The organism is Mycobacterium sp. 155 (assembly GCF_000373905.1).
Taxonomy (GTDB): Bacteria; Actinomycetota; Actinomycetes; order Mycobacteriales; family Mycobacteriaceae; genus Mycobacterium.
The window spans coordinates 1,002,694-1,015,152 of record NZ_KB892705.1 but is presented as its reverse complement, the minus strand read 5'-3'; the positions used below and the strand labels follow the sequence as shown (position 1 = coordinate 1,015,152).

The 12,459-nt window shown below is 62.8% G+C and carries 8 protein-coding genes; 4 read left to right on the top strand and 4 right to left on the bottom strand.

Translation table 11 applies throughout. From position 1 onward, the window contains the following. Positions 1 to 38 precede the first annotated feature (38 nt). From B133_RS0104670 to B133_RS0104655, 4 genes are all read left to right on the top strand, one after another. Complete coding sequence (locus B133_RS0104670) at positions 39 to 248, top strand: helix-turn-helix domain-containing protein (RefSeq protein WP_018599559.1); 210 nt, start codon at positions 39 to 41, stop codon at positions 246 to 248. Beyond that, positions 245 to 1,471 (top strand): type II toxin-antitoxin system HipA family toxin, encoded by a 1,227-nt coding sequence (locus tag B133_RS0104665; protein WP_018599558.1) that lies wholly within the window; start codon positions 245 to 247, stop codon positions 1,469 to 1,471. Before B133_RS0104670 ends, B133_RS0104665 begins: the two co-directional genes overlap by 4 nt. 219 nt (positions 1,472 to 1,690) lie before the next feature. Continuing rightward, the gene (locus B133_RS0104660; protein WP_026255968.1) at positions 1,691 to 3,097 is read left to right on the top strand and encodes a DUF1254 domain-containing protein; all 1,407 of its coding nucleotides are present in this window, start codon (positions 1,691 to 1,693) and stop codon (positions 3,095 to 3,097) included. A gap of 44 nt (positions 3,098 to 3,141) precedes the next feature. Beyond that, entirely contained in the window at positions 3,142 to 4,482 is a 1,341-nt protein-coding gene (locus tag B133_RS0104655) for a DUF1254 domain-containing protein (RefSeq protein WP_232423258.1), read from the top strand. A gap of 11 nt (positions 4,483 to 4,493) precedes the next feature. Here B133_RS0104655 and B133_RS0104650 read toward each other — a convergent pair whose 3' ends face one another. From B133_RS0104650 to B133_RS0104635, 4 genes are all read right to left on the bottom strand, one after another. Next, positions 4,494 to 5,810, bottom strand: coding sequence for a nitrate/sulfonate/bicarbonate ABC transporter ATP-binding protein (locus B133_RS0104650; protein WP_018599555.1), 1,317 nt, complete (start codon positions 5,808 to 5,810; stop codon positions 4,494 to 4,496). Between the two features lie 30 nt (positions 5,811 to 5,840). Further along, positions 5,841 to 7,583, bottom strand: a complete 1,743-nt coding sequence (locus B133_RS0104645) for an ABC transporter permease subunit (protein ID WP_018599554.1) — start codon at positions 7,581 to 7,583, stop codon at positions 5,841 to 5,843. Positions 7,584 to 7,669: 86 nt separating this feature from the next. After that, positions 7,670 to 10,318 carry a magnesium-translocating P-type ATPase gene (gene mgtA / locus B133_RS0104640; RefSeq protein WP_018599553.1) on the bottom strand — a complete coding sequence of 883 codons (2,649 nt, stop codon included), beginning with the start codon at positions 10,316 to 10,318 and terminating at the stop codon, positions 7,670 to 7,672. A 333-nt stretch (positions 10,319 to 10,651) separates the two neighbouring features. Beyond that, positions 10,652 to 12,388: a molybdopterin-dependent oxidoreductase gene (locus B133_RS0104635; RefSeq protein ID WP_036418951.1), complete on the bottom strand. Its 1,737-nt coding sequence runs from the start codon at positions 12,386 to 12,388 to the stop codon at positions 10,652 to 10,654. Positions 12,389 to 12,459 lie beyond the last annotated feature (71 nt).

Genomic DNA, 12,459 nt, shown 5'->3' with positions numbered 1-12,459 from the left:
CACGCCCAAGGCGCACAAATCCGCAACGCGAGGGCTTAATGCCTGAATTAACAGGCATAAGCCAAGCCTTCATCGAGCGAAGACTGGCACTGCAGCTCACCCAGGAGACACTGGCTGACCTGGCCGGGGTGTCGCGCTACAGCGTCCAAACCTTAGAAGCGGGGACCGGTGCAACCAAGATCGGTTCGGTCCTCGAGATCGCCAACGTCCTTGGCCTGCGCCTCGATGTGGGTTCGGCGCCGGAATGACGGACCGAATTGACCTCGATCTTCGCGACGTCACCAAAGCCGACGTATACCTCGACGAGGTACTCGCCGCCCACCTGACCCGTGAACGTGGAGATGCCGTCAGCTTCGATTATGTGGCCGAAGAACCTGGCGAAGGCCGTGTACGAGATCGATCGGTTTCCTGGTCATTACTGCGGTCTGGCGAGTATCCGGTAATCACCGCGGGAGGGGCCGTTCCGCCCTTTTTCGCCGGACTCTTGCCAGAGGGTATTCGACTCGGCGTCGTCACCTCATCAACAAAGACCTCGGCAGATGACCATCTGACATTGCTGCTCGCGATCGGCGCCGACACTATCGGCAACATTCGAGTGTTCCCCGCCGGCGCAGCTCCCCTCCGACCGCTGCCATTGTTCGAACCGGAGCGAGACAACGACTTTCACGAAGTCTTTGCGAAGCTGACGGGTTCTGTCGAGGCCGACCCTGTCGGTTTGGCAGGGGTCCAACCCAAAGTCAGTGCTGGCACGATGTCGACTCCGACTCAAACCCGTGCAGGCCCCGCAATACTCAAGCTGAACCCTGCCGGCTTCCCGCTCCTCGTCGAAAACGAGCACTTCTTCATGCGGATGGCATCAGCATGCGGACTGCGAGCCGCTCAGACAACGTTGCTACACGATGGGCAGGGGCGCAGCGCCCTATTGGTAAATCGATTTGATCGGGTTGGGCCAAAACGGATTCCGCAAGAAGATGCGTGCCAGGTGGCCGACCTGTATCCGGCGTCAAAGTACCGCATCAAGACGGAAACCGCTTTGACAAAACTCGCCGAGGCCTGCGGACGCGGAGGCGGGTCGCGAGTGATAGCGCTCGTCGAGTTGCTGAAAGTTGTTGTATTCAGCTGGCTGATCGGGAACGGGGACCTGCACGGAAAGAACATGTCGATCTATAACCCAGATGGATTGTGGCAGCCGACCCCCGCCTACGACCTGCTCTGCACGCAGCCGTACGCCGGGTGGAACGACCCTATGGCACTCAACCTGTACGGACGAGCGAACCGCCTCACGCGCACTAACTTCATCGAGGCGGGCGAACGACTTGGAATACGCGAACGGGCTACGAAAAACATGATCGACACCATGATCGACGTGGCAACTGCATGGCCGGATAGATGTGGCGAGATAGGTTTTGACGACCGGCAAACAGAGCGCCTTGCACAAATGTTGAACACCAGGCTGGACAGTTTGAGGTGATCTGACAGCACATACCGATCAAGGGACACGAATCAGTACACCCGCCGATCCAACCTTCGGCGGTGTCGTTCGATTGTGGTGCGCTCCTTACTGTGGCGAGCTCGTCCGAATCGGGCGATGTCGCTGGCCACCTGGCATTCGCTATGGTCGATCCACCGCAGAGTGCGACTGCTCGTCGGCGGCGGACGATGACCCGTTTCGAATGCGAAGGTGCGGAGCTTGGGGATCAAAGTATGGCGTCGACGAGTGTGGCGGTTCGCCTCTGCGATGGGAGTGCTGACGCTGACGGCGTGCAACTCCGGCGGATCCCATTCGGGCCGCAATGCCGCTTCGCATGCCGATGACGCTTCACTGCGTGAAATGGCCCGCGACGCATACATTTTCAGCTATCCGCTGGTGATGAATTACCGCACGATGTACCGCCAGGCCATCGCCGGCGGCGCGGAATTCGGCAAGTGGCTGAATCTGGGGCTGGCCACACCGCAAGACACCGACATCGTCACGCCGAACAACGACACTCCGTACTCCTATGCCTGGGTAGACCTGCGGACCGAACCCTGGGTGCTGACCTTGCCCGCCGTCGAAAAAGAGCGGTACTACACCTCCCAGTGGGACGATCTGTGGGGTTATGTCCTGGACAACCCAGGCTCGGTGCTCGACGGGAACGATGGGGTCTCGGTGCTGCTGGCCGGCCCCGACTGGACCGGCGACCTGCCGGCCGGACTGGACCGCGTGGTCAAAGGTGAGAGCGGCATCCTGGGCACGCTGACCCGCACTCAGGTGCTGGCTGCCGAGGGTGGAATGCCCCGGGTCGAAGAGATCCAGCACGAATACCGGCTCGAGCCGCTCAGCGCCTACCTCGGTACCAGCGCACCACCCGCTGCGCCCCAGATCGACTGGCCCAGCTGGAAAGAGGGAGCAGAGCAAAAACTCGAATTCTGGGACTACGTCGCGTTCCTGCTTCAGTTCGTCACGCGCAATCCCGTGGACCAGCCCGTGTATGACGCCCTCGCGAAGCTGGGGCTCGGAACCGATCAGCCCTGGGATCCGTGGAGTCTGGCACCCGAAGTTCGCACGGCGCTGACCGAGGGCATCACCGACGGTCAAGCCGAGCTCAAGCACGCCAGCGAAGTCACGAAGAACGCAGTGGACGTGTTCGGTACGCGAGCCCAGTTGAGCACCGACTACCTGAACCGGGCACTGGGGGTCTACGCGGGCATTTTCGGCGACGTCGCCGAACAAGCGATGTACTTCAGTCTGATCGCCGACGATCAGGGCAAGCCGCTCGACGGCAGCGACGCCAGCTATACGGTGACATTCCCGGCCGGCCAGCAGCCTCCGACCAAATACTTCTGGTCGATGACGATGTACAGCCTGCCGAGTCGCTTCCTGGTGACCAACTCCGTCGACCGCTATTCGATAGGAAATCGCACGCCGGGTCTGCGCGAGGATCCCAACGGCACCCTGACAATTGTGCTTTCCAAGGACGATCCGGGCGGCGAGCGTAGTGCCAACTGGCTTCCTGCGCCGGATGGTCCGCTCTGGGTGGTCCTTCGCACCTACGGCCCGGACAAGGCCATCCTGGACGGCACCTGGAAACCTCCGGTCGTGGTCAGAGTCCCCTGATCGGGCCGACCACCGCTCCTGCCAAAACCACCGAAGGAGTCATCTTGCCGTTCAACATGCAACCCGGATATGCCCAGACCATCGCGTCGATGGCTTACACGTGGGGTTGGCCGATGGTCAACATGATCAACCGCCGCGCCGCGATGACCCAGGTACCCGAGCGGGCCCTGCTCAATGGTGTACTGCCGGTGGCACCGCGCGGCCGTCTGGCGATGCTGTCGGATTACGTCGATCCCGGCCAGACCTTTGTCGCGTGCCCCAACCAGGATGTGGTGTACGGCCTGGCCAACTTCTCCCTCGATGAGGAGCCGGTGATCGCGCAGGTACCCGACTTCGGGGATCGGTTCTGGGTTTACGCGCTCTACGACAATCGCACCGACCAATTCGGTGAGCTGGGCAAACCCTACGGAACCAAGCCGGGGTTCTATCTGATCGTCGGCCCCAATTGGCGCGGCGGGAAGCCCGACGGGGTCGAAGCCGTCATCACCTCTCCGACAGCTCTGGCCAACGCGGTCCCACGTATTTTCATGGACGACACGGCCGCCGATCGCAAGGCGATTCAGCCGGTGATCAATGGAGTCAACATCTACCCGCTGCGCGAGTTCGACGGCACGGTCAAGACTGCCGAATGGGCGAAGTTGCCCACGCTGGAAGGCCCGGTCGCCGAAGGCCAAGGCGAAACGAAATGGGTTGTGCCGGAAAGGTTCATCGACCAGTTCGGCGAGGTTCTCGACACCGTCGACCCCCTCCCGGGTGAAGAGGCGCTGTACGGGCAGTTCCGCGTGCTACTCGACACCGCCGAACGTGACGTCGACACCAAAAAAGTCGTGCTCGACACCGCGGTGGCTACCGAGAACTCGGTCATCACCCCATTCCTGCGGTGGGTGCACAACGGTCGTCCGGCGGGTAACGGGTGGAACCGATCCATCAACAATGCGCAGTGGGGCTACGACTATTTCAATCGGACCGGTACGGCCAAGTCGAACATTTTCGAAAACCGCCCCACCGAAACACAGTATTTCTATACCGACAACGATTCGGCCGGGGCGCCGCTGGAGGGTGCCCGTTCCTATCAGGTCACGTTCGCAGCCGGCCAGGAGCCTCCGGTGCGCGGATTCTGGTCGGTGACGCTCTACAACGAACACCACTTCTTTCATCCCAACGATCTCAAGCGCTACTCGCTGGGGACCAAGAACAAGAACTTGAGCCGAAACCCCGACGGTTCGTTGACCATCCATGTGGGTGTCAATTCCCCTGGCGCAGAGCATGAATCGAACTGGTTACCGGCGCCGGGGGGCCCGTTCTCCCTCTACATTCGCGCATACTGGCCCGACCAATCCGTTCTCGACGGCACCTGGCAGCCGCCCAAGATCAGGATTGCGTAAGTAAAGTCCCACTAGGAGATAACCGCGAAGATTCCGGCGGCGGGATCTGCAGTGATCTGGTCGGTGTCGGTGTCGTAGTCGAAGAGTTCCGCGTATCGGCCCCAGTCGATGGCGGTATCGAGCTGGTGTTGAGCGTCTTCGATGCTGAAGCCGCGTTTAAGCAGGTCGAGGAAGAACCCCGCGCGGAGGTTGCCGTCGGCACTGGCCGATAGCGCTTTGCAGATGGTGCGTACCAGCGGTGCTCGGGTACGTGCTTGATGAGCGAAGATCTGTTTGCTGGTTTGGATGTTGGCCGTGGTGAATTCTGTTCCGGTGTGGGTCATTTCAAGGTCTCCACCGGTGACGTGCAGGAAGTCGAGTAGCGCGGCGGCGTCGACGATGGGTAGCAGGTCGTCGATTTCAAAGTTGAGTTCGGTGGCGATGTCAGGCAGGTCGGCGCGGCCGCCGCGGGCATAGACAATTTCGACCAGGCCGGCCAGGCCACCGACGGTGGCGTCGGGCAGTGGTCGTGCAGTCGGTGAGGCGTCGGTAGGTTCGGGAATGCTGATGCCGGGTTCGGTCCCGGTGAGCACCACGTACAGTCTGTCGACCAACGCCGTGAAAGCCGATGCGCGCCGGTCCCGCGGCCGCGGCAGGTCGACGCGGATCTCGGCGCGGATGTGGCCGGGGTTGGCGCCGAGAACGATCACCCGGTCGGCCAGCAGAACAGCTTCTTCGATGTTGTGGGTGACCAGGCAGATGGCTTGGGTGGGAAAGTTTTGGCCCGTCCACAAAGACATGAGTTCTGTGCGCAGGTTTTCGGCGGTGAGGACGTCGAGGGCAGAGAAGGGTTCGTCCATGAGTAGCAGGTCGGGTTCGAGGACCAGCGCGCGGGCGAATCCGACACGTTGGCGCATGCCGCCGGAAAGTTCCTTGGGATAGGCAGATTCGAATCCGTCGAGACCGATGAGGTCGATGGCCTTGAGCGCTTGCGCATGTCGTTGGTCCGGGTGGATTCCGCGGGCGACGAGACCGAGTTCGACGTTGTCTTGCACGGTGAGCCAGGGCATGAGGGCGAAGGTTTGGAACACCATGGCGGTGCCGGGGTTGGCACCGTTGAGTAAGGTGCCGCGATACTGCACTGAACCGCAGGTGGGGCTGATGAGGCCAGCGATGGTGCGCAGCAGGGTGGATTTGCCGGACCCGGATCGACCGAGTAGAGCAACGATTTCGCCGGCGCGGATGTCGAGGGTGATGTCGTCGAGGACATGCAGGGTGTCACCGGCGGCACCGGTGAAGCTCTTGCTGACGTGTTCGACGCGGATGAGAACGTTGTTGGTGCCGGTCACGGTGAACCTCCGTCGGGTAGTGATGACGTGTTAGGTCAGAGAGAAGCGTCGTTCCGACAGCGCGTAGAGGCGTCGCCAGAACAGCCGGTTGGTGGTCACGACGTAGAAGCTCATGACGACGACGCCGATGAGGATGCGGCTGGAGTCGCCGGTGGCCGTGGCGTCGGTGATGTAGGCCCCGAGTCCGGTCGCGGTCAGGGTGGTGCCGTTGTAGCTGACGACTTCAGCGACGATGGAGGCGTTCCAGGCGCCGCCGGCGGCGGTGATGCCGCCGGTGACATAGCTGGGGAAGATGGCTGGAAGGATCAGCTTGCGCCACCACAGCTTTCGGGGTAGCTGGAGGTTGGTGGCGACTTCACGCAGATCGTTGGGGATGGCGCTGGCTCCGGCGATGACGTTGAACAGGATGTACCACTGGGCTCCGAGGCTCATCAGCACGATGCCGCCGATGTTGAGGCTGACGCCGGTCGCGACCAGGAATGCGGCAATGAGCGGGAAGAGGAAGTTGGCGGGGAACGATGCGAGCACTTGCACGACGGGTTGAGCGAGGCGGGCGACCTTGGGGTTCAACCCGATCCACACTCCGATCGGCACCCAGATCACGGTGGCGGCCATCACGAGCACGATGACCCGGCCGAAGGTCACCAACCCGAGCAGAAGGGCATGGCCGATTTCGCTGAAGCCCGCGGTGGTGGCGATGTAATCGATAACCCGGTAGCCGCCGTACGCCATGATCACAGCTACGGTCAGGGTGAACACCGTGTCGCCGAGACGCCGTCGCGTCGGTGAGGTGCGCAGGGGACGCTCGGCGACACCGAAGATTGCCATCACCCGATCGAGCGGGTGGACGAGGCGCCCGACGGGCCTGCCGATGATCCGGGAGGCGTGGGAATAGCGCAGCAAGTTCAGGGTGAGGCTGCGGGGTAGGTCGGCTGTCTCGGAGTCTTCGACGCGGAAGCGTTCGGCCCATACGGTCAGGGGCCGCCAGAACAGCACGTTGACTCCGATGACCATGACGATCATGACCACGATCGCCAGCAGGACTTTGTTGAGTTCGCCGGCGTCGCTGGCCGCGGCGACGTAGGCACCGATGCCGGGCAGGGCGAAGTGCTGGTTGTTGACACTGAGTGCTTCCGAGGCGGTGAGAAAAAACCATCCGCCGCCGAAGCTCATCATGCCGTTCCAGACCAGCGGGATCATGCCGCTAGGCACATCGAGCCGCCAAAACCGTTGCCAGCGTGACAATCTGAGTAGCCTGGAGGCTTCATCGAGTTCCTGCGGCTGTGACACCAGTGAGTGGTAGAACGCGAAGGTCATATTCCAGGCTTGGGAGGTGAAGATCGCGAAGATCGACGCGCACTCCAATCCCAGCTCCGAGCCGGGGAACAACGCGATGAAGCCGGTGACGGTCACCGACAGAAAGCCCAGGATCGGCACCGATTGCAAGACGTCGAGCAGCGGGATCAACACTTTCTCTGCGCGGCGCAGTCGTGCCGCGGCGGTGGCGTAGACGAAAGTGAAGATCAGCGACAGCGCCAGCGCGACGAACATCCGCAGTAGCGATCGGGCTGCGTAGTACGGCAGTTCGGCAGGATCGGTGGAAACTCTGGCCGGCGCGCTCTGCGGTGTCCACGCCACAGTGGTGCCGTGGGCAACCCGCACGATCAGCCACAGCAATGCCGCCGCGGCGAGGAAGACGACCACATCGGCGGCGACGCCGCGGGTCGGGCGCACCAGCGCGCCGCGGGTCGGGAAAGTGCCTGGTGCGGACATGGTTTCACCTGTCTTCGGTGTCGTGACGGTGAGTGCGGATGTGTCAGCTACGCCGGCGCACAGTGGCCGGTATGCCGCGTGGTTGGTTAGAGCCAGATCGGGTGATGACGCAGGTAGCGTTGCTTGACGAACTGCGCTGTCGCCCCGTACGCCGCGATCACGACGGCAAGGCAGGCCAGTATCGGAACGGGCAGAGCAGTCAGCCGCAGCGGTCCCGCCAGCGCGCTGATCGGCAGGAGCAATCCGATCGTTGCGGCGCCGATCGTTGCGGCCGATACCGCTCTCGCAGGTTTGGCGCGCCAGGGAAGCGCCGGTGTGCGCAAGATCAGCACCACCAGCAGCTGGGTGCAGAGCCCTTCGGTGAACCAGCCGGTCTGAAACATCGTCGGTGCGGTGGCCGCGTCAAATACCCACCACAACAACGCGAATGTGGCCAGGTCGAACATCGAGCTCAACATGCCGAAGACAACCATGAACCTGACCAGACCTTCGGACTGCCAGCCGCGCGGTGTCCGCAGATAGCCGCGGTCGACGCGGTCCCAGGCGATGGCCAGCTGTGCGGTGTCATAGAGCAGGTTTTGCACCATCAACTGGACAGGCAGGATGGGCAGGAAAGGCAGCAACACACTTGCTGCCAGCACCGAGAGCACGTTGCCGAAGTTGGAGCTGGCGGTGATCTTGACGTACTTCATGGTGTTGGCCAACGTGCGCCGGCCTTCCACCACGCCGCGCGCGACCACGGCGAGATCCTTGTCCAGCAGTATCAGGTCGGCGGCCTGTTTGGCAGCGTCGGTCGCAGTGTCAGTGGCGATTCCGGCATCAGCCAGGCGCAGCGCCGCGACGTCGTTGACCCCGTCACCGAGGAATCCGACTGCCTGGCCACCGGCCCGCAGCGCCGCCACGATCCGCATCTTGTGGGTGGGGGTGAGTTCGGCGAACACGCTCGTGCGCGCGGCCAAAATTTGCAGTTGACGCTCATCGAGCCTGTCGATGTGCCTGCCGACGATCGGCGTGCCGATGTCAAGTCCGACCTGACCGGCGACTTGGCGTGCGACGACCTTGCTGTCGCCGGTCAGCATTTTCACCGTGACGCCGTGGTCGGCCAGCGTGGCCGCCGCGGTGGCCGCGCTCTCGCGCATCGGGTCGACGAATCCGATGAAACCGGCCAGGATTAGCCGGTTTTCATCGCTATCCGTATAGAGATCCCACCGGGCAGGCAGGTAATCGACCGCCACGGCGAGTACGCGCATACCCTGGCGCCGATAGGCGTCGACAAGGTCGTCGGCTTCGACGGCGAGGTCATCGCCTAGCTCGGTGATGGCGCCGTCCAGGCGGACCCGGCTGCACCGAGGCAGAATCTGGTCCGGATCGCCCTTGCAGATCAGGATGTGCTCGTCGCGTTGGCGGGATATCACCACGCTGCTGCGCCGGCGAGTGTGGTCGAAACCGATCTCGTCGATTTTGGTGAAGGCGGCCTCCGCCAGGACATCGAGGTGGCGGTCGTCGGCGAGGAGTTCGATGATGGCGTCGTCGAGTTGGGTGTGCACGCCGTCGAGGAAATGCACTGACAGATAGGCGAATTCGGCAGTGTTGTCGTCGGGGCGACCGGTGACGTCGATGCTGTGCGCGTAAACGATCCGATCTTCGGTCAAGGTACCGGTTTTGTCGACACATAAGACAGTCATCGCGCCGAGATCTTGAATCGCGTCCAGTCGGCGCACCACGACCCGCTCGCGCGCCAGTCGGGTCGCGCCGCGCACCAGATTGGTGGTCACGATCACCGGCAGCATTTCGGGGGTGAGTCCGACCGCGACGGCCACCGCGAACATCCCTGCTTGCGCCCACACACCGTTGACCAGACCGTTGACGACGAAAACGACGGGTGCCATCACCAGCATGAACCGAACCAGTGTCCAACCCACGGTGCGTACACCGCGGTCGAAACTCGATTCCGGACGCGCCGCAGCGGCCGTGCGGGCCAGCGACCCACCGTAGGTATTCGCACCGGTGGCAACCACGACACCGGTCGCCGTACCCGCGACCACCGCGGTCCCGGCGAAACACAATGTCATAGTGTCCGCGACCGGTTCGCGGAGCCCGCGATCCGGTCTACTTGCAGGTGCGGTGACGGCCTTGGGCACCGGTAACGCTTCACCGCTGAGCACCGCTTGGTCGACGACCAGATCGGTCGCCGAGAGCAGCCGCAGATCAGCGGCGACCACATCGCCGGCACGCAGTATCACGATGTCACCGGGAACCAGATCCTGCTGGGGCAGTTCACGTTCCACCGGTTCGCAGTCGTCGGTGGCTCGCCGACGTACCGTCACCGTCGTCGACACCAACTCGCCCAACGCGCGAATAGCCCGCACCGAACGGGTCTGCTGCCAGCACCGAAGGATGACGGCCAGCACCACCATGACCGTGACCGTCACCGCGCCGCGCAGGTCACCGACCACGACGAACACCCCGCCCAACGCCACCAGCAACGCCACGAAAGGGCTGCGGACCGCAGCCAGCGCCCGCGTGACTGGCCCGCCGTCGGTAGCCGGCGCCGACTCGTTGTCGCCGAACTGACGCAGCCGTTCGTCAGCTTGCTGCTCGGTCAACCCACGCGGGGAACTCGCCACTCGCTGAAACACTGTGAACACGGGCGCGTCGGCCAACTCGGTCAGCGGATAGTCCTGGCCGACAACGAGATCCGGCCGGGTCTTCAGCCGCAACGTGGGGTGGGACATGGTCGGGTCCTTCTCGCGGAGAAATCATGCATCGTTGAGAAACTCTGAAGCGATGACCTCCACCCGACTGTTGCAGCTAACCCAGACTCCCTCGGGATCGGTGGCCGCACACAGCGGTGTGGAGGCAGCTACTACTTCCCTCCACCATGGCGGGTCACCTCCTCCGATCACGCCATCACGCGCCACAGGCGTTCACTACGCGGCGTGGCTCACACCGGGTGCGCTCACCAGTAGACCCGAAACAGCCCAAACAGTCAAACGATTGCACAAGTGTTCAGAACGAGGCCGCCCGGAAAGCGGCATCGGAGGAACGTCTGTGCCCCAGCCGATGAATCAGATTGGCATTCGGTAGCCGAAGTACTCGTGATCCTCGTTGTAACCGCCCTGACCCTTGCCGATGTGGTCGAAGCTGTCGACGAACTCGATGGACTCGATCCACTTGACCTGTTTGAAGCCCAGCTCACGCTCGTTACGCAGTCGTAAAGGAGCGCCGTGAGATTCGGTGAGCGGTTCACCGTTCATCTCGTAGGCCAGCAACGCCATCGGATCCCGCATGTGATCGATCTTGTGACAGTCGTAGTAGCGGCCTCCGCCGGGTTCGGAGCCATCGGCCATTGACCGGAACACCACCCACCGCGCCGACGACATGGGACGAACGATGCGCATGACGTCCGGCATCCGGACACCGCCCCATTTCGCGATGCCCGACCATCCCTGAATGCAGTAGTGCTGGGTGATCTGCTCGTGCTTGTCCATCGCCAACAGCTCCGCATAGCTGAAATCGGTCGGATTCTCGACCAATCCCCCCACCCGCAGGCTGTACTCGGACCAGTCACCGGCCTGGAGCTGCCGATACGCGCCCGACATCGGCAGGGTGCCGTTGGACCAGAAATAGGGCGAGATGTCCTTTTCGGAGTAATCAGCACGGGGATGGAACCACTCCATGAGTCCCTTGATCCAGCCGATCGAGGACTGGCCGACCTTCTGCACCATCCGTGGGTGTCGCAGCGTGATGGGAGACGCGAGGAGCCACAGGACGACGATCACGGCCATGGCCGCCAGGTAGATGACCAACGCCCAGTAGGAATCGGTGTTGGTGCCGAACACGATGTGGTTCAGATTTCCCACCAGCCCGGTGACGAAGACCATCGCGGTGTGGATGACGATGAAGAACACCATCCACAGCAGGATCAGGAAGTGGATGGACCGTGCGATCTGCCGGTTGGTCGGCCCCTTGCCCAATCCGAAGCGCGCCGCAATCGCCGGGGCCTGTAGTAGCCCGGTGATGAACGCCAGTGGCGCGAACACCCACACCGTCAAGAAGTAGGCGATCAACTGCAGTCCGTTGTAGGCGACGAACCCTTCGTTGGCCGGAAAGTCCAGGGACAGGTACTGCACGGCCGTGGACGCAGCGTTCGGGATCACGTCCCATGACTGTGGAACGATGCGGCGCCACTGCCCGGTGGCGAACAACAGAATGTAGAAGATCGCCCCGTTGAGCAGCCAGAGCGCGTCGAAGGTGAAGTGCCACCACCGCGCAAGCCCGATGGTGTGGCGAACACCGGGGATGCCCAGCCAGGTGGGCAGCGACACCGAGTCGTCCTTGGCGGTCCACACTTGCCTGGCCTCGGTAGGGTTCAGTCGATCGGGCGGGATTGGCCCACGCAACCTGAGCCAGGCGGTGCCCGGTGTGCTGCCCGCGTTGAGATACAAACGAGGATGGTCGGCCAGGATCTGCAGGCCCGCCCGGATGATGAACATCATGAACACGATGTTGAAGAGGTGACTCCAGCGCAGCCATGCCGGAATTCCGGGCTCGATGTGGCCGCGGGCGGCCGCAGTCCCCGGATAGCGCTGGATGAACTCCTGCATCCAGTCGAACTGCCGAAGTTGCTGAGCGATGACCACACCGACGAACACCCCGGCCACCCCCAACGGAATCAGCCATAGCGTGCTGATCCAGCGGTGACCAATCCGAATCGACGGAATACGGGCGGGTTCATCGGCGATCCCGCCGGCCCATTCACCAAGGCGAACCCGTTCATCGCCAACACTCGGTCGTCGAGACACCGGTTCACGATCTGAAACGCCAGTTCCTTCGTGACGGTCAAACTCCATGGCTGTCATCTTGCCGGGCGCCT

Coding starts and splice junctions, on each gene's coding strand:
- B133_RS0104670 (WP_018599559.1), top strand. CDS start 39: ATGCCTGAATTAACAGGCATAAGCCAAGCCTTCATCGAGCGAAGACTG.
- B133_RS0104665 (WP_018599558.1), top strand. CDS start 245: ATGACGGACCGAATTGACCTCGATCTTCGCGACGTCACCAAAGCCGAC.
- B133_RS0104645 (WP_018599554.1), bottom strand. CDS start 7,583: ATGTCCGCACCAGGCACTTTCCCGACCCGCGGCGCGCTGGTGCGCCCG.
- mgtA (WP_018599553.1), bottom strand. CDS start 10,318: ATGTCCCACCCCACGTTGCGGCTGAAGACCCGGCCGGATCTCGTTGTC.